Genomic DNA, 17,355 nt, shown 5'->3' on the forward strand with positions numbered 1-17,355 from the left:
CCACATGACGCCCATATCCACTCTCTCCGAACCGCTCGACGAGCGCAAATTTGTCGTCGCCCTCGCGCGCGGGCTGGATTTGCTGCGCGCGTTCAAGCCGGGCGAAACGATGCTCGGCAATCGCGATTTCGTCGAACGCACGGGCTTGCCGAAGGCGACCGTCAACCGTCTGGCCTACACGCTGACCGTGCTCGGCTATCTGCGGCTCGACGAAACGTTAGGTAAATATGCGCTGGACGCCGGCGTGCTGTCGCTCGGTTTCGCGCTGCTCTCGGGCACCGACACGCTCGAACTCGCGCGTCCGCACATGCGCACCTTCGCGCGCGAAGTGGGCGCGGCGGTGTCGCTTGGATGCCGTGACGGCCTCGACATGATTTATCTGGAGACGATCCGCAGTGAAACGGCGCTGACGCTCGGACTCGCCTCGGGCTCGAAACTGTCGATGCTGACCAGTTCGATGGGGCGCGCGTATCTGGCGGTGCAGCCATTGGATGTGCGCGCCGCCTTGCTGGTCGAGCTTAAGAAGTTAGCGGGCAAAGAGGGCGCTGCGTTGCTGGCCGATGCCGAAAAGGAAATCGAAGCCTTCGCCCAGGAACGCTGCTGCTACTCGTTCCGGGCATGGCATGACGACGTGAATGCGGTCGCGGTGCCGTTTCGCGAGCCGCGCGAAGGCCGCTGGCTGGTGCTCAGTTGCAGCGGGCCGGCGTCGTCGATGGGAGAGGACGTGTTCCGGGAAAGCGTTGCGCCGCGGCTGAAGGCGTTGGCGCGACGGTTGGGCGATACCGGTTGACGTGCCGGCCAGCGCCGCCGCGCGGCGTCAGCAGAACACTCACACCGCCCGATCGTGATAATGCGCCGTGAATAACGGCCCTTGTACGAAGCGCACGTCGTACTGCTGCAGCGCGAGGAACTGCGGCTCATCCATCACCCGATTGAAGATCAGTGGAACCCGCAGCCGGCTCGCATAGCCGACTAGCGGCTTCACCATCGCGTCGCGCAACGCGACCGCCGCATCCATCTTGATGAAGTCGAGCCGAGCCGTTTCCGACACCGACAGAATCTGCCCCGCGTTCGAGAGATTCCCCGCCACCTTGAAGCCGTAGCGCTGATAGCTCGTGGTCAGATAGCCGAGGAACGTCTTATGCGCGACCGCGGCCGCCGGCAACTCGATCACCACCCTCGACGGGTTCAGTCCGAACGACAGCAGCACGCTCGAGAAATGCCGTCCGTGGTCGTATTTGACGCTCTTGAGCAGGCGCTCGTGCACGCGCAGAAAGAGCAGCCCGTGCCGTTGAGCGCCGAAGAAATTGATGGCGTGCAGCGCCCGCGACATGCGGTCGAGGGCGACCAGTTCCTGATCGTCGGCGATATGGTCGAAGGGATCGAAGGCATCGAAGGGCGCGCCGTCGAGACGCTGCGTGACCGCCTGGAACCCGAGCTCATCGCCGAAACGATCCACGCCTTCGGCGCCCGACGACAACGACTGCGCCAACGCATGCACGCTGATATCGAAGATCGGCTCATAGGCACTGGCGAGTTCGACGCCGCCGAATTGCGCCAGCGCGATGTCGCTATGCACGCCGGTTCCCATCGCCAGATGTTCGCCGAGAAATGGGTGATCGGCGGCGCGTGCAATCAGGTTGGGGATGGTCGGCGGAATCATGTAGGCGAATGGATGGCGATAGGTGCGCACTCGGCGCCCGGCAACGCGACTCGGTTGCCGCATCCATTGATGGTAGCAGTCCGCGCCGCGCGCACTTGAACAAAATGCTCATAACGTTATCGGCCGAACGCTTGTCAGTACAGGCTGCCGCGGCTTTCGCGGCAAGTTTCCAGGGTATACGTTAATTTCACTATACGTAATTCGTTTTACTATACGTAAATTGCAGCGCGGTTGCGACGGCGGGCGCGTTTGTGTCTCCTTTGCGGGCGGCTTCTGCGTGGTCGGCGGACAGTCGGCGGTCAACGCGCTGCCACGCGGCAACGCGGCAGCCCATCCGAGCCGCGGACAGCCTGAGACAGACAGCGCACGCCGACAGATCAAGTATCAACGGAGAACCTTGCATGGATACCCCAACACGCACACCGAATACCGCCAGCTCGCGACTCGAAATCGAGCCGGGCTATCAGTCGGGATTCGCGAACGAATTCGCTACGGAGGCTTTGCCGGGCGCGCTGCCCGAAGGCCGCAACTCGCCGCAACGCGCGGCCTATGGCTTGTACGCCGAGCAACTGTCGGGCACCGCGTTCACTGCGCCGCGTGGCCATAACCGCCGTTCGTGGCTGTACCGGATTCGTCCGGCGGCCGTTCACAAGCCGTTCACGCTGCTGCCCTCGGAGCGGCTCGTCGCCAACTTCGCCGAGGTGCCACCAACGCCGCCTAACCAGTTGCGCTGGGATGCGTTGCCGATGCCCACCGAGCCGACCGATTTCGTCGACGGCTGGATAACGATGGCGGGCAACGGCTCAGCCGAAGCGATGAACGGCTGCGCGATCCACCTGTACGCGGCGAACCGCTCGATGAAGGATCGCTTCTTCTACAACGCCGACGGCGAATTGCTGATCGTGCCGCAGGAAGGCCGCTTGCAGATCGCCACCGAAATGGGCCGACTCGATCTCGAGCCATTCGAAATCGCGGTGATCCCGCGCGGCGTGCGCTTCGCGGTGAGCTTGCCGGACGGCGCCGCGCGCGGCTATATCTGCGAGAACTTCGGCGCGCTGCTGCGTCTGCCGGACCTCGGCCCGATCGGCTCGAACGGCCTCGCTAATCCGCGCGATTTCCTCGCGCCGCATGCTGCTTACGAAGACCGCGAGGGCGACTTCGAACTCGTCGCCAAGATGAACGGCAACCTGTGGCGCGCGGACATCGGCCATTCGCCACTCGACGTGGTCGCGTGGCACGGCAACTACGCGCCGTACAAATACGATCTGCGCCGCTTCAACACGATCGGTTCGATCAGCTTCGACCATCCGGACCCGTCGATCTTTCTCGTGCTGCAATCTCAAAGCGATACGCCGGGCGTCGACACGATCGACTTCGTGATCTTCCCGCCGCGCTGGCTCGCGGCCGAAGATACGTTCCGGCCGCCCTGGTTCCATCGCAACGTCGCGAGCGAATTCATGGGCCTTGTGCACGGCGTGTACGACGCGAAGGCGGAGGGCTTCGTGCCGGGCGGCGCGAGTCTGCATAACTGCATGTCGGGTCATGGGCCGGACGCGGACACCTTCGAAAAAGCGTCGCATGGCGATACGTCCACGCCGAAGAAAGTCGGCGACACGATGGCCTTCATGTTCGAAACGCGCACGCTGATCAAGCCGACCCGCTTCGCGCTCGAAACCGCGCAATTGCAGGCGAATTACTACGAGTGCTGGCAAGGTCTCAAGAAACACTTCAACCCGGAGCAACGATGAGCGCATTGAGCGATCTTCAGGCGACGCTCGATCCGTCGCGTAAGAGCTGGGTCGAGTCGGCTAACGATTCGACCAACGATTTTTCGATCCAGAATCTGCCGTTCGGTATTTTCAGCGACAAGAACAACGACGCGCGCCGCGTTGGTGTCGCGATTGGCGATGAGATCGTCGATCTAAGTGTTCTCAAGTCTGCCGGCTTGCTCAAGCTTCCGACCGGCTCGGCCGATCAATTCATTGCTCTGAAGGACCGGGCGTTCGAGCAGGACACCCTCAACGATTTCATCTCGCTTGGCCGCGATGCATGGCGCAGTGTGCGCATCCAGTTGAGCAATCTGCTGGCACGCGATACCGCGACCTTGCGCGACGACAGCGCCTTGCGTTCGAAAGCACTGGTGCGTCAGTCCGATGCGCAACTGCATCTGCCGGTGCAGATCCCGGGTTACACGGATTTCTATTCGTCGAAGGAGCACGCGACCAATGTCGGCTCGATGTTCCGCGACCCGAAGAATGCGCTGCTGCCGAACTGGTCGGAGATGCCGATCGGCTACAACGGACGCGCATCGTCAGTGGTGGTGAGCGGTACACCGGTGCGGCGGCCGAACGGCCAGTTGAAACTGCCGGATCAGGAACGTCCGGTGTTCGGCGCATGCCGCAAGCTGGATATCGAGCTGGAGACGGGTTTCGTGATCGGCAGCGGCAATACGCTGGGCGAGCCGATTGCCTGTGCCGATGCCGAAGCGCACATCTTCGGCATGGTGCTGCTGAACGACTGGAGCGCGCGCGATATCCAGCAATGGGAATACGTGCCGCTCGGCCCGTTCAATGCGAAGACATTCGCGACCACGATCTCGCCGTGGATCGTGACGCTCGACGCGCTCGAACCGTTCCGTGTCGAGCAGCCCGCTCAGGAGCCGCAGCCGTTGGCCTACTTGCGCCACGAGGGCAAGCACGCGTTCGACATCTCGCTGGAAGTGACGCTGCGGCCGCAAGCGGCCAAGCAGGCCACCACGATCTCGCGGACCAACTTCAAACACATGTACTGGACGATGGCGCAACAGCTCGCGCATCACACGGTATCGGGCTGCAATACGCGGGTCGGCGATCTGATGGGTTCGGGCACGATCAGTGGCCCGACCGCCGACTCATGCGGCAGCCTGCTCGAGTCCACATGGAACGGCAAGAATCCGTTGGAGTTGAAAGAGGGCGGCACACGCGGGTTTATCGAAGACGGCGACGAACTGACGCTCGCCGGATGGTGCCAGGGCGATGGGTATCGTGTGGGCTTCGGCACGTGTGTCGGGGAGATTCTGCCGGCGCGGAAGTAGAGCAGAAGTAGCGCGGAAATCACGCGGCAGGAAGCGCTATGCAAAACGGGGAAGCCATCGCGGCTTCCCCGTTTTCGTATCCCGAGGCGAGCGTGGTTCGACGGCTCAACGGCTCAACACCTCAACGCAACAACGCAACAACGCAACAACACCGCAGCCGCAGCCGCACCCTCAGCCGATCGCCCGCATCGGCGCACGCCGCTTTTCCCACCAAGCCGCACCAAGAAACGCGAGCGCAGCAACCAGAAGCACACCGACTATCGTGTCGTTGCCAACCCCCTTCATCAACGCGCCGGCCACCAGCGGCCCACCGAAACTGGCCACGCTCCACGACGCCCCCACCACCGAACTTGCCGACACCAGCGCGACACCGCGAAAGCGCTCGCCACAGGCGACCAGCGACAGCGTATAGATCGCCCCAGCCGTCGCGCCGAGTACATAGAGCAACGGCCAGCACAGCCACGGCGAATTGATCGCCCAGGGCAGCAACGGCAGCAATACCACGACGATCACACCGCAGCCGATATGCACGCGTTCCCGGCCGAGCCGGTCGGCGAGCCAGCCGATCGGAAACTGCATCGTTGTATCGCCGAGCAGCAGGGCCGACGCGAACAGCACGGCCACCTCGCTCGTGATGCCGTGCGACATCGCGAAGAGCGGCAGCAGCGACAGCGCGATCGTATCGAACAACGCGAAAAAACCCGTCCCGATCACGAGCGCCGGCATTTGCGGCAGCACATGGCGCCAACTGCCGTGCGCGGCGTGTTCATCCTTCAACGCTTGCGGCGTCTTGCGGATGCTGGCGAGCGCGGGCAAGGCCAGCAGGAAGATCGCGCCGCAAATCAGGAAGCGCCAGTGCGTGAGGTCGGCGATCTGGCTCACTAGCACCGGACCCGACATCTGGAATAGCGTGAAGTTGGTCGCATAGATCGCGATGACCCGGCCGCGGGTGGCGTCGTCAGCGAGCTGGTTGACCCATGCTTCGCTGATCGTGAAGAGCAGCATCAGTGCCGCGCCGCAGAGTACGCGCAACGCGGCCCATAGCCACAGGTTCGAGGTGAGTTGCATCAGCGCGGTGGCGACCCCAACCGTCAGCACTGCGCCGACGATCACCTGGCGGCCGCCGCAGCGCGCCGCGATCCAGGCCGCCACCGGCACGACGATCAGGCCGCCGCCCGCTTGCGCGGCGGTCAGGAGACCGACCACGTCGGTGCCATAGCCGGCTTGCGTCAGCGCGAGGGCGGTGAGGGGAAGTGTGGCGCCGCTGCCGAGTCCGACCACGGCAACACTAAGAATCAGAGCGAGGAAATCGCGAGTGAAGATGACTTTCATCGGCGGAGATGCTACTACGGCCGCGAGTCATTCGCACCTGCCTCGGTTATCCGGCCACGGCCATCCGTTGCGCGCGCCGGTCGATCGACACCGACCACAGCGTTAGCGCCAGCGCACCGATGGAGGTCGCCACACCGACCCACGGCAGCGTAGTGAGCGGCGCGCCCGCGCCGATCGCCATGCCGCCGAGCCACGCGCCCGTTGCATTGCCGAGGTTGAACGCGCCTTGATTCAGGGTCGACGCCAGATTCGGCGCATGACTCGCGCGGTCGACGATCAGCATTTGCAGCGGCGGCACGATCGCGAAGGCCAGAATGCCCCACACGAAGATCGTGATCATGGCCGGAATCTCGGCGTGCATCGTGCCGGCGAAGATCGTCAGGATGACGACGATCGCCAGCAGAAACGCGACCAGCGAGGGCAGCAGCCGCCAGTCCGCGAGCTTGCCGCCGAGCGTGCTGCCCACCGTCAAGCCGAGGCCGAACAGCAACAGCACGAAGGTGACCGCATGTGGCGTGAAACCGGTCACGTCTTCGAGAATCGGCGTGATGTACGTGAAGGTGGAAAACAGGCTGGCCGACGCGAGCACGCTGATGCCGAGCACCATCAGTACTTGCGGATTCTTCAACACGCTGAATTCGCGCACGAGGCTCGCCTTCTGCATCTCGATCTTCGCCGGCAGGCACACGGCGAGCGCGCCCGCGGCGAGAATGCCGATGCCGGTCACGGCCCAGAAGGTCGCACGCCAGCCCACCGCCTGGCCGAGCGCCGTGCCGAGCGGTACACCAAGCACGTTGGCGAGCGTCAAGCCGGTGAACATCAGGGCGATGGCCTGCGCGCGACGGTTCGGCGCGACCAGACCGGCCGCGACCACTGAACCGATGCCGAAGAACGCGCCATGGCAAAACGCCGTGACGATGCGCGCGGCCATCAGCACCGCGTAGCCCGGCGCGATCGCGCACAGCAGATTGCCGACGATGAAGACGCCGATCAGACTCATCAACGCCTTCTTGCGCGGCATGTTGGCCACGGCTATCGCGACGATTGGCGCGCCGATGGTGACGCCGAGTGCATAAGCCGACACCAGCATGCCGGCCGCCGGGATCGACACGGACAGATCGCGCGCGACATCGGGCAGCAGCCCCATGATCACGAATTCAGTGGTACCGATTCCAAAAGCGGCAACGGCAAGGGCGAGCAGGGGTAAAGGCATGGTGATGGAGCGTGAATCGGCGCGACGGGAAGCGTCGTGCGGCAGGCGCGCATTTTTCGGGACGAGAACGCATGCGCCATGCGAGGGGAAAACAGTAGGGGATTCTACCTAAGTCAAAACACCCTTGCTGAGCGTCAAGCAGGCTGTTGTTTTTTGCTGAAAGCTCGCCTGGGAGCGTGCATTGGGAATGCGCTCGACAGCACATTGCCCCGTGGAATGGGGCCGTTTTATGGCGTGCTTTCGTCTGACTTGAAAGTATTGCCGTGACGACCGGCGCCTTCGGCAAAACGCGCGGCACCCGTGACACCCTCGTCGAATACTGCCTGATAGCCACCGGCACCTTCACGCTGCAGCGCGAGAGCAAGATCCTCGAGCGTGCTGTTTTCCAATACGGAGCGGCGGTCCGCCAGCAGCGCCGCTTGCGGAAAGGCCGCCAGTTCAGTGGCCAACTGTTCTGCCGCCGCGCGTGCCTCGCCCTTGCGCACAACACGGTTGGCGAGGCCGAAGCTGAGCGCTTCCTGGGCATCCACCGCGCGGCCGGTCAGAATCAGGTCGAGTGCTCGCGATAGTCCGATCAGTCGCGGCAAGCGGATCGTGCCGCCATCGATTAGCGGAATTCCGACACGCCGGCAGAACACGCCGAGCACGGCATCTTCTTCGACGACGCGCAGATCGCACATCGCGGCCAGTTCGAGACCGCCCGCGACCGCGTAGCCGGCAATCGCGGCAATCACCGGTTTGCTGAAGCTCATGCGCGTCGGTCCCATCGGACCGGGACCGCTGCCGTCGGCGTGTAGTTCATTGCGGCGGGCCTCGTCGGCGAGCGCGGTGAGATCCGCGCCGGCGCAGAAGGTGCCGCCCGCGCCGAACAGCACGGCCGCGCGCCATGCCGGCTCCGCTTCAAAGCGGCGGAAGGCGGCGCTGAGCGCTTCCGCGGTAGGACGGTCGACGGCATTGCGGCGCGCCGGCCGTGCGAGCACGATCGTGGCGACGCCGGTGTCCTCATTGGCTTCGATGCGCACATGTTCATTTAGATTTTGCGTGGTTATCATCGTTGTGTCCGTAAAGGTTCGCGTCCGGCCGCTCATGCCGGATGTTCATGCGCTGCGCTCATGCAGTGCGACTAATACCGTTGGTTGTCATGCATCTTTCACAATCGGCTCGTAGCGTTAGCGCTCTTTTAACGCGCTGGCGTTTTTTTGCTAGCTTATCGAGCCCGCCTTTGCCCTTGTCCAATTCATCGCCCTCAGCCGCGCCGGCCTCTGTCGAGACGGTTTGGACCGTGCCGCTGCATGAACATGAACATCCATGGTACGACCATGTGCGCCTGAAACGCGTATTCGTGACTGACGGCACGCGCCATCAGGTGGTCATGGTCGATGCGCGCAAGTTGCTGGAATGCGCGGATCGCGACAACACGGATTACGTGTTGAAGCCGGTTGCCGAATGGCATTCGGGCAAGGTGCGTGGCATTCGCGAGTTTCTCGATCCGGAGAATCCGCGCATTCCGCAGATGCCGTACGTGACGATCTCGACGCGTCGCGCGCCGGGTCTGCTGGGCTGGTTCGGTCTCGAGCGCGAGGGCGTGGTGGCGTTTCGCAACGGGCAGCATCGCGCGCGCTATCTGGCCGATGCGGGCGCGCGCTGGTTTCCGGTGGAAGTGCACGAACGCGAGGCGGCCTTGCTGCGCGAGATATGCGGCGCAGCGGACGACGCCCGCACGGTAATCCGCCCGACTACCGTGGATGGCAGCGGCACTACCTAACTTCGCGCCCGTACGACGTTGCGCGGCGTGCCGGCCTGCCATGCCGCGACGTTCTCAAGCGTGGTCTGCGCGATCTCGTTCATCGCCTCGCGCGTGAAGAATGCCTGGTGCGCGGTGACGATCACGTTCGGGAACATCAATAGACGCGCCAGCACGTCGTCCTGCAACGGCAGGTTCGAGTGGTCCTCGAAAAAGAGGCCGCCTTCTTCCTCGTACACGTCGAGCCCGAGATGGCCGAGCTGGCAATCTTTCAACGCGCCGATCAGCGCATTGCTTTCGACAAGTCCGCCGCGCCCCGTGTTGATCAGCATCGCGCCACGCTTCATCTTCGCGAGCGCGGGCCCGTCGATCAGATGGTACGTGCCGGGCACCAGCGGACAATGCAGGCTGACAACGTCGCTTTCGGCGAGCAGGGTGTCGAGCGGCACGTAACGCGCGCCGAGGGCAAGCAGATCCTCAGCCGGCGTACCTGGGTCATGAGCGAGCACCTGCATGCCGAAGCCCGCCATGATGCGGCCGAACACGCGGCCGATCATGCCGGTGCCGATCACGCCCACAGTCTTGCCGTGCAGATCGAAGCCGAGCAGCCCAAGCAGCGAGAAATCGCCTTCACGGGTGCGCGCGACCGCGCGCGGCAAGCGCCGGTTCAGCGCCAGAATCAGACCGACCGCATGTTCGGCGACCGCGTGCGGCGAGTAGGCCGGCACCCGTGCAACCGTCATGCCGAGACGCTCGGCCGCGGCCAGGTCGACGTGATTGAAGCCCGCCGAGCGCAACGCGATCATGCGTGTGCCGCCGGCATGAAGACGTTCCAGGACGACGGCGTCGACGTTGTCGTTGACGAACGGGCAGACCACTTCGTAGCCCTCGGCGAGGATCGCGGTTTCGACATCGAGGTGCGATTCCTGGAAGTGCAGTTCATAGCGATGCGTGCCGTTGGCCTCGCCGAACGTGTCGCTGTCGTATTGGCGGCTGCTGAACAGGATCATGCGCATGAATGGCTCCGAAGGATGCGTGCCGGCGTGGTGAATGCCGACTTACGAGGCGGCAGGCGGGCACGTCAGTATATCGGCCCTTTATGGTAATGACCGCTGCTTGCGATGCACGGTCCGAAAACCATTCCGCCCTTTACTAAAGATCATCTTTTGCGAAGCGAAAACGGTCGCAATTGAAAATCATATTGACAGCGATGCCGAACTACAATATTTATTAAAAAAGCAGTCCCAATAAAACATGTTCAATCATGCCAAGAGAGAACCGGCCGCCAGCAGAACGTGCCTTTTTCAGGCGTCGGACAAACTTCGCGAGGAAAGCGTGACTGTCGAACTTGCTGAAAAGTATTTCACTATCGCTATCGTCGCTGCATTGCGGCATATCTTCTTTGGCGCCGAGAGCGTCATGCCATTGCAATAAACTTTCCATTCAATGGAATTCGGTGATGCCGGATGAGTAATTCCTGAGTCGGGTTGACTCGGATCGAATTCATTTCAAATTCCAGAAAGATTTTTTCATCTTTCTGCTAATAAACCGTAAAACCGTAAATCGGCGAGCCAACATGATCGGTGAATTGCTGAGGTCTCAACCGGAGATCGCGCTGTTCGCAAGCCTTGCAATCGGATATTTCATTGGTTCGTTTCGCGTGGGGCCAATTCAGTTGGGCGGCGTCTGCGGCACGTTGATCGTGGCCTTGCTGTTGGGGCAGACCGGCGCGCGGCTTGCCCCCGATCTGAAGAACATCGCCTTTGCGCTGTTCATCTTCGCGCTGGGTTTCACCGGTGGACCGCAGTTCTTTGCCAACATTGGCCGGGGCTGGCGCTATGGCTTGCTGTCGGTGGTCGAGATCGTCTCGGTGCTGGTGCTGATCATGATTGCGGTCTTCGTGATGCGGCTCGACGCCGGGACGGCGGCCGGTTTGCTGGCCGGCGCCGCGACGGAGTCGGCGGTGATCGGCACGGCTTCGGAGGCGATTGCCAAGCTCGGCTTCAGCGACGCTGAGACGCTGCGCCTGCAGGCCAACATCGTGACCGCGTACAGCGTGAGCTACCTGTTCGGCCTGATCACCATCGTCCTGTTCACCAGTCAGTTTGCGCCGCTGCTGCTGCGCATCAATCTGCGCGAAGAAGCCGAGCGTGTGTGGCACAAGCTTGGCGGCGACGGTGCCTTCGGCGAGGGCCAGCGGGCTGCGGCCCCGGCGCTCGTGGGCCGCGCGTTCCGGGTCGGCACGGCGGCCGGCGGGACGATCCAGGCGCTCGAACAGAAGCACGGCTTCAACCTGACCATCGAGCAGGTTCGGCGCAACGGAGCCGACGTGCCGGTCGAGCCGCAACTGACCTTGGCCGCCGGCGACCTGATTCTTGTGGGCGGGCGGCGCGAAGCGATGGTCGCCGCGGCTGCCAGCCTCGGCGAAGAAGTGGCGGACGCCGGCTTCAGCCAGATCATTGCGGAGAAGCTCGACGTCGTGCTGACGCGCAGCGACGCGCATGGTCTGACGGTCGCGCAGTTGCGCGAACGGGCGAAGCCGGAGGAAGGGCGCGGCATCTACATCGCGGCCGTCACGCGGCTTGAAACCACGGTGCCCGCGCTGCCCGGCACCGAGCTCAATCGTGGCGACGTGCTGACCTTGGTGGGCGCGAAAGCCGACGTCGAGCGTGGCGCGCGGAATCTGGGCTACGTGCTTACCGCGACCCAGAAAACCGACTTCGTCTATCTCGGCCTGGGCGTGCTGCTCGGCATGGCGATCGGCCATCTCGGCGGGCGCATCGGCGGTGTGTCGATCGCGCTGGGCACGGGCGGCGGCTGTCTGCTCTCAGGGTTGCTGTTCGGCTGGATCCGTTCGCGCCATCCGTTAGTGGGCTCGCTGCCTTCGGCCGCCGCGCAAATTCTCAAGGACTTCGGCCTTGCCACCTTCATTGCCGCCGTCGGTCTGTCGGCGGGGCCCGATGCCATCAAGCTGGTGCGCGAATACGGTCTGGCGCTACCCGTCGCCGGCATCCTGATGGTGCTCGTGCCCGGCCTGTTGTCGCTCTGGATCGGCCGAGCGTTTCTCAAGCTCGAAGCGCCCATGCTGCTCGGCGCCATTGCCGGTCAACAATGCAGCACGCCGGCGATCAGCGCGCTGGTCGGCGTAACCGGCAATTCGACGCCCGTGATCGGCTACACGATCACCTATGCACTCTCGAACATTCTGCTGCCGTTGATGGGGCCGGTCGTCGTCGGCCTCGCCGGGAAGTTCGGCTAGGCGGGGCAGATGGGCTGCGCGCGGCGTGGCGCGAAGTCGACCGCATGCGGATGCCGTGAGGTTCGTATGCACATGCAGCATCCAGTACTCAGTATCGCAAACTATCCAGCGAGGGCATGATGGACTGGCTACATCACATTTTTCAGAAATCACCCGAGATTGCGCTGTTTCTGTCACTTGCAGCCGGCTATTTCATCGGGCAGATCAACTTCGGCAAATTCCAGTTAGGCGGCGTAGGCGGTTCATTGCTGGCCGCGGTCTTGATTAGTCAGGCGGGCGTGACGATCGACAACGGCGTGAAATCGGTGATGTTCGCCGTGTTCATTTACGCGGTCGGCTACGACTCCGGGCCGGGCTTCTTCAACTCGCTGAACCGCAAGACGCTGCGTGAGATCGCGATGGCGATATTTCTCGCCGTCACCGCACTGATCACCGTGGTGATCTGCGCGAAGCTGTTCCATCTGAACAAGGGACTCGCCGCCGGACTCGCGGGCGGCGCGCTGACGCAGTCGGCGATCATCGGCACTGCGGGGGACGCAATCGCGCGTCTCGGTTTGCCCGCCGATCAGGTCAAGTCGCTGCAATCCGACGTGGCGATTGCCTATGCGGTGACCTACGTGTTCGGCTCGCTTGGCGCCATCATTGTCTGCGTGAACATCCTGCCGAAGTTCATGGGGCAGAGTCTGCGCGACGCCTCGATCGAAGCGGAGCGTGAACTGTCTGCAGGTTCGTCGTCGCTCGGAGCGGGGCAAATTCGTGCGTTGCCCGAACTGGTGGGGCGTGCGTACAAGATCGATGTCAGCGCCGGGAAAACGGTCAAGGCAGTCGAGACCCTGCATCAGGACATGTTGACGATCGAGCGGATCAAGCGTGACGGTAAGAACCTCGAGCCGACGCCCGATCTGACCTTGCAACTCAACGACGAAGTGCTGGTGGTGGGCCGCCGGGAGGCGGTGGTCGCATTCGGCGCGAACGGCAACGAGATCGCCAGCGTCGACGACATTGGCGTCGTGATGCAGACGCGCGACGGTGTGTTCACACGCAAAGGCATGAATCACACGACGATCGCCGCCGCGCGCGAAGTCGTGGATCGCGACTTGCGCCATGGTGTTTATATCCAGAGCGCCTCGCGTGCCGGTCAGCCGCTGCCGATCCTGCCCGAAACCAAACTCGAGCACGGCGACGTGATCACCTTCTACGGTTCGCCGAAAGACACCAAGCGCGCCGTCGATGCAACCGGCTACGAGCTGCCGTACAGCAACAAGACCGACTTCATCTATATGGGTGTCGGCATCGTGCTGGGTCTGCTGATCGGTCTGATCGTGATCGACGTGGGCGGCGTTCCGCTCACGCTCGGTTCCGGTGGCGGCTGTCTGCTGGCCGGCCTGCTGTTCGGCTGGATGCGCGGCAAGCATCCGATGTACGGCGCAATGCCGTCTGCGGCTTCGCAGTTGCTGAAGGACTTCGGCCTCGCGGCGTTCGTCGCGGTGGTCGGTTTGAATTCGGGCTTGCAGGCCGTGGTGACCGTCAAGCAGAGCGGTATGACGATCTTCCTGCTCGGGGTGGTTGTCACTGTGCTGCCGCTGATACTGACGATGCTGTTCGGCCGCTACGTGCTGCGCTATAACAACGCGGCCATCCTGGCCGGCGCGCTGACGGGTTCACGCAGTGCCAACCCGGCATTCGGCGGTGTACTCGACAAGGCGGAAAGCGCCGTACCGACCGTGCCGTTTGCGATCACCTACGCAATTGCGAACGTCGCGTTGACCTTGCTCGGACCGCTCGTGGTCGGGCTGGTTTAGCCCGGTTTAGCGTACGCATTTATCGATCTCTCTTACGCCGGCGGCAACTGAACGTGTCCCTCGCGACGCCGGCGTCATTCACTTGCACATTGGAGAACGCATCATGGCAAAAGAGAAAAGCGGCAAGAAACAAGGCGACATGGCTCAAGCCGGCTTTGCGGCGCTCAGCCCGTTCGAACTCAAGGATGAACTGATCAAGGCCGCGGGCGGCGGCGCGGTGGAGCGTGCCGCCAACGCATCGATGCTCAATGCCGGCCGCGGCAACCCGAACTTCCTCGCGACGATTCCGCGCCACGGTTTCTGGCAGCTCGGCTTGTTTGCGATGCGCGAGTCGGAGCGCTCGTTTGCGTTCATGCCGGAAGGCGTTGGCGGTTTCCCGCGGCGCGAAGGGCTGACGGAGCGCTTCGATCTGTTCCTGCGCGAAAACAAGGGCGTGCCCGGCATCGACTTTCTGCGCGGCGCGGTGTCGTATGTGCGCGATCAGCTCGGACTCTCCGCGGGCGACTTCCTCTATGAAATGTGCGAGGGCATTCTCGCATCGAACTATCCGGTGCCGGACCGGATGCTCAAGCTATCCGAACAGATTGTCGGGCAGTATTTGCGCAAGGAGATGATCGGCAACCATCCGTTCGTCGGCGAGTTCGACGTGTTCGCGGTGGAAGGCGGCACGGCGGCAATGACGTACATCTTCAACACGATGCGCGAGAATCACCTGATCAAGCCGGGTGACACGATTGCGCTGGGCCTGCCGATTTTCACGCCGTACATCGAAATTCCGCGCCTGAACGACTATCAGTTGAACGTCGTCAATCTCGAAGCCACGGTTGAAAGCGGCTGGCAGTATTCGAAAAAGGAACTCGACAAGCTGCGCGATCCGAAGGTCAAGGCGTTCTTCCTCGTGAACCCGAGCAACCCGCCTTCGGTGAAGATCGACGACGAGAGCCTTCAATACATCGCGGACATCGTCAAGGAACGCCCCGACCTGATTCTGTTGACCGACGACGTGTACGGGACCTTCGCCGACGACTTCGTCTCGCTGTTCGCGCTCGCGCCGAAGAACACGATCCTCGTGTACTCCTACTCGAAATATTTCGGCGCGACGGGCTGGCGTCTTGGCGTGATCGCGACGCATCGCGACAACGTGCTCGACAAGCTGATCGCCGAGTTGCCGAAGGACGCGAAGAAGCAGTTGCACGAGCGCTATGAATCGATCACGACCGAACCGGACAAGCTCAAGTTCATCGACCGGCTGGTCGCCGATAGCCGCACCGTCGCGCTGAATCACACGGCGGGTTTGTCGACGCCGCAGCAGGTGCAAATGGTGTTGTTCTCGCTGTTTTCGCTGATGGACACGCCCGACGCGTACAAGAACGCATTGAAGCGCCTGATCCGCAAGCGCAAGCAGGCGCTGTACGAAGAGGTCGGCATCTCGTTCGAAGACGACGATCCGAACCAGGTCGACTACTACACGATTCTCGACATCGAGTTCCTCGGCGAGCGTATGTTCGGGCGCGAGTTCGTCGAGTGGCTGCTGAAGAACACCGAGCCTTCGGAATTGCTGTTCCGCCTCGCGCGCGAAGCACGCGTGGTGCTGTTGCCGGGACGCGGCTTCGGTACGCAGCATCCGTCGGGGCGGGTGTCGCTGGCTAATCTGAACGAGTCGGACTATCGGCAGATCGGCCGCGCGATGCGCAAGCTGATCGAGGAATACGTCGAGCGGTACAACGCGGCAACCGGCAAGAAGCTCGATAAGACCAAGGTGAAGTGAGGCTTTAATTCACGCTTGATTTGTGCGGGATCCGCGCTGGAACTCGGCTTCGAGCGCGGTCAGGCATGGACAAAAAACTTGCGCAATTGTGCGGATCAGTGAATGATCGGTTAAGCGGCCCCGCCAGTGTCATTGCTGGCGGGGCCGCTTGTCCCTTTGCACTCTGACATTCACGTACCGATCATGCCGACTTCATCCACCTCTGCCGCACCGGTTTCCTACGCTGTGCCTTGTCCGGTTGTCGAATCGCTCGACGCCATTCTTCCCGAAGAGCCGTTGCTGATGATGGGCGCCGGCCCCGTGCCGATTCCCGCGGCGGTGGCCAAGGCCAATACGGTGGTGATCAACCACCTGGGCAGCACGATGGTGAAGGTGATCGGCCAGGTGAAGACCATGGCGCGCTACGTGTTCCAGACGAATTCGAAGTGGGTGCTGGGCGTAGCCGGGCCGGGTTCTGCCGCGATGGAAATGGCGATCTCCAACCTCGCATGGGAAGGCACGAAAGTGCTGAGCATCAAGAACGGCTTTTTCAGCGAACGGATGGCGGAGATGGGCCGGCGCGTCGGCGCGGAAGTTGCGATTCTCGACGTCGAGGACGGTACTGTGGCGAGTCTCGAAAGCGTGGCTGAGGCGATCCGCCGCGAGCGTCCCGAGATAGTGACGATCGTGCAGGGCGAGACGTCCAACACCGTGTGGAACCATCAATTGAAGGAGATTGCGGCGCTTGCGAAAGCAGCCGGTGCGCTGGTCATCGTCGACGCGGTGTGTACGTTGAGCACGATGCCCCTGGAGATGGACGCGTGGGGCATCGATGCGGTCATTACCGGCGGGCAGAAGGGCTTGTCGTCGATCCCGGGGGTTTCGCTGATCGCGTTTTCGGATGAGGCATGGGCGCGGGTGAAGGGGCGCACGGCGCCGAATGCGCATTGGTGTCTTGATGCTTCGCTTGCGGAGAATTTTTGGCACAACGCGGGGTATCACTATACGGCGCCCGTGTCGGGGGTGCTGGCGTTGCACGAGGCGTTGCGGCTTGTGTGTGCGGAGACGCTTGAGAAGCGGTTTGCGCGGCATTTGAAGTGTTCGGTTGCGCTGCAGGCGGGGATTACTGCGTTGGGTTTGCGGCTCTATGCGCCGGCGCCTTGTCGTTTGAATTCGGTTGTTGGCATCGTTGTGCCGGAGCGATTGAGTCCTGCTGATATCTGCGGGCATATCTCGCGGCATCACCAGGTGGAAATCTCGGGTTCGTTTGGTTTGCCGATTGTGCGTATTGGGCAGATGGGTGAGCAGTGTCGGGAACATAACCTGTTCAGGACCTTGCATGCGCTTGGGCGGACGATGGTGGATCTCGGAGTTAAGGTTGAGTTGCCGGCTGGGGTGGCGGCGCTTGAGCGGGGGTTATCCGAAGGGAAATGAGGTTTTTTTGCCTTCGCGGCGCTTATTGTCAGTGTTCTTGGGGTGTTGGCTTTTCCTTGATTTGTTAGTGGTCTATTAGCGTTCCCCC

14 protein-coding genes are annotated in these 17,355 nt (G+C 62.6%); 8 read left to right on the top strand and 6 right to left on the bottom strand.

What is annotated here, in order from left to right:
* The first annotated feature begins 4 nt into the window (after positions 1-4).
* Entirely contained in the window at positions 5-790 is a 786-nt protein-coding gene (locus M0D64_RS34550; RefSeq protein WP_154566585.1) for an IclR family transcriptional regulator, read from the top strand.
* 39 nt (positions 791-829) lie between these two features.
* Here the strand turns inward: M0D64_RS34550 and M0D64_RS34555 are convergent, their stop codons facing one another.
* Positions 830-1,663 (bottom strand): EAL domain-containing protein, encoded by an 834-nt coding sequence (locus M0D64_RS34555; protein WP_266238617.1) that lies wholly within the window; start codon positions 1,661-1,663, stop codon positions 830-832.
* 401 nt (positions 1,664-2,064) lie between these two features.
* Here M0D64_RS34555 and hmgA point away from each other — a divergent pair, with 401 nt between their 5' ends.
* Both hmgA and fahA read left to right on the top strand, forming a co-directional pair.
* Complete coding sequence (gene hmgA, locus M0D64_RS34560; protein WP_266261103.1) at positions 2,065-3,411, top strand: homogentisate 1,2-dioxygenase; 1,347 nt, start codon at positions 2,065-2,067, stop codon at positions 3,409-3,411.
* A complete protein-coding gene (gene fahA, locus M0D64_RS34565) occupies positions 3,408-4,736 on the top strand; it encodes a fumarylacetoacetase (protein ID WP_266261104.1) in 1,329 nt (442 codons plus the stop codon). The genes hmgA and fahA overlap by 4 nt, the downstream gene beginning before the upstream one ends.
* A 171-nt stretch (positions 4,737-4,907) precedes the next feature.
* Here fahA and M0D64_RS34570 read toward each other — a convergent pair whose 3' ends face one another.
* The 3 genes from M0D64_RS34570 to M0D64_RS34580 form a co-directional block, all read right to left on the bottom strand.
* On the bottom strand, positions 4,908-6,068 hold the full coding sequence (locus tag M0D64_RS34570) for an MFS transporter (protein ID WP_266261105.1): 1,161 nt from the start codon (positions 6,066-6,068) through the stop codon (positions 4,908-4,910).
* Positions 6,069-6,114: 46 nt separating this feature from the next.
* Positions 6,115-7,281, bottom strand: a complete 1,167-nt coding sequence (locus M0D64_RS34575) for an MFS transporter (protein WP_154566589.1) — start codon at positions 7,279-7,281, stop codon at positions 6,115-6,117.
* Positions 7,282-7,508: 227 nt separating this feature from the next.
* A complete protein-coding gene (locus M0D64_RS34580; protein WP_266261106.1) occupies positions 7,509-8,333 on the bottom strand; it encodes a crotonase/enoyl-CoA hydratase family protein in 825 nt (274 codons plus the stop codon).
* Positions 8,334-8,422: 89 nt separating this feature from the next.
* On the opposite strand from M0D64_RS34580, the gene M0D64_RS34585 reads away from it, so the two are divergent.
* Positions 8,423-9,046 (top strand): hypothetical protein, encoded by a 624-nt coding sequence (locus M0D64_RS34585; RefSeq protein ID WP_171929056.1) that lies wholly within the window; start codon positions 8,423-8,425, stop codon positions 9,044-9,046.
* On the opposite strand, the gene M0D64_RS34590 is transcribed toward M0D64_RS34585, so the two are convergent.
* On the bottom strand, positions 9,043-10,041 hold the full coding sequence (locus M0D64_RS34590) for a 2-hydroxyacid dehydrogenase (protein WP_266261107.1): 999 nt from the start codon (positions 10,039-10,041) through the stop codon (positions 9,043-9,045). The two genes, M0D64_RS34585 and M0D64_RS34590, sit on opposite strands and share 4 nt — an antisense overlap.
* A 214-nt stretch (positions 10,042-10,255) precedes the next feature.
* The gene (locus M0D64_RS34595; RefSeq protein WP_154566593.1) at positions 10,256-10,468 is read right to left on the bottom strand and encodes a hypothetical protein; all 213 of its coding nucleotides are present in this window, start codon (positions 10,466-10,468) and stop codon (positions 10,256-10,258) included.
* Between the two features lie 133 nt (positions 10,469-10,601).
* Between M0D64_RS34595 and aspT (M0D64_RS34600) the strand changes: the two genes are divergently transcribed.
* The 4 genes from aspT (M0D64_RS34600) to M0D64_RS34615 all read left to right on the top strand — a co-directional run bounded on the left by aspT (M0D64_RS34600) (position 10,602) and on the right by M0D64_RS34615 (position 17,267).
* Positions 10,602-12,284, top strand: a complete 1,683-nt coding sequence (gene aspT, locus M0D64_RS34600) for an aspartate-alanine antiporter (RefSeq protein ID WP_266261108.1) — start codon at positions 10,602-10,604, stop codon at positions 12,282-12,284.
* Positions 12,285-12,403: 119 nt separating this feature from the next.
* On the top strand, positions 12,404-14,086 hold the full coding sequence (gene aspT, locus M0D64_RS34605) for an aspartate-alanine antiporter (RefSeq protein ID WP_266261124.1): 1,683 nt from the start codon (positions 12,404-12,406) through the stop codon (positions 14,084-14,086).
* A gap of 103 nt (positions 14,087-14,189) precedes the next feature.
* Positions 14,190-15,854 carry a bifunctional aspartate transaminase/aspartate 4-decarboxylase gene (locus M0D64_RS34610; protein ID WP_266261109.1) on the top strand — a complete coding sequence of 555 codons (1,665 nt, stop codon included), beginning with the start codon at positions 14,190-14,192 and terminating at the stop codon, positions 15,852-15,854.
* Positions 15,855-16,037: 183 nt separating this feature from the next.
* Complete coding sequence (locus M0D64_RS34615; protein ID WP_266261110.1) at positions 16,038-17,267, top strand: alanine--glyoxylate aminotransferase family protein; 1,230 nt, start codon at positions 16,038-16,040, stop codon at positions 17,265-17,267.
* Positions 17,268-17,355: the final 88 nt, after the last annotated feature.

Origin of the sequence: Paraburkholderia sp. WS6, assembly GCF_030464835.1 — a bacterium.
In the GTDB taxonomy this organism is placed as follows: Bacteria; Pseudomonadota; Gammaproteobacteria; order Burkholderiales; family Burkholderiaceae; genus Paraburkholderia; species Paraburkholderia madseniana.

Coding starts and splice junctions, on each gene's coding strand:
- aspT (WP_266261124.1), top strand. CDS start 12,404: ATGGACTGGCTACATCACATTTTTCAGAAATCACCCGAGATTGCGCTG.
- M0D64_RS34615 (WP_266261110.1), top strand. CDS start 16,038: ATGCCGACTTCATCCACCTCTGCCGCACCGGTTTCCTACGCTGTGCCT.
- fahA (WP_266261104.1), top strand. CDS start 3,408: ATGAGCGCATTGAGCGATCTTCAGGCGACGCTCGATCCGTCGCGTAAG.
- M0D64_RS34610 (WP_266261109.1), top strand. CDS start 14,190: ATGGCAAAAGAGAAAAGCGGCAAGAAACAAGGCGACATGGCTCAAGCC.
- M0D64_RS34590 (WP_266261107.1), bottom strand. CDS start 10,041: ATGCGCATGATCCTGTTCAGCAGCCGCCAATACGACAGCGACACGTTC.
- M0D64_RS34585 (WP_171929056.1), top strand. CDS start 8,423: ATGCATCTTTCACAATCGGCTCGTAGCGTTAGCGCTCTTTTAACGCGC.
- M0D64_RS34570 (WP_266261105.1), bottom strand. CDS start 6,068: ATGAAAGTCATCTTCACTCGCGATTTCCTCGCTCTGATTCTTAGTGTT.
- M0D64_RS34580 (WP_266261106.1), bottom strand. CDS start 8,333: ATGATAACCACGCAAAATCTAAATGAACATGTGCGCATCGAAGCCAAT.
- M0D64_RS34575 (WP_154566589.1), bottom strand. CDS start 7,281: ATGCCTTTACCCCTGCTCGCCCTTGCCGTTGCCGCTTTTGGAATCGGT.
- M0D64_RS34555 (WP_266238617.1), bottom strand. CDS start 1,663: ATGATTCCGCCGACCATCCCCAACCTGATTGCACGCGCCGCCGATCAC.
- M0D64_RS34550 (WP_154566585.1), top strand. CDS start 5: ATGACGCCCATATCCACTCTCTCCGAACCGCTCGACGAGCGCAAATTT.
- aspT (WP_266261108.1), top strand. CDS start 10,602: ATGATCGGTGAATTGCTGAGGTCTCAACCGGAGATCGCGCTGTTCGCA.
- hmgA (WP_266261103.1), top strand. CDS start 2,065: ATGGATACCCCAACACGCACACCGAATACCGCCAGCTCGCGACTCGAA.
- M0D64_RS34595 (WP_154566593.1), bottom strand. CDS start 10,468: ATGGAAAGTTTATTGCAATGGCATGACGCTCTCGGCGCCAAAGAAGAT.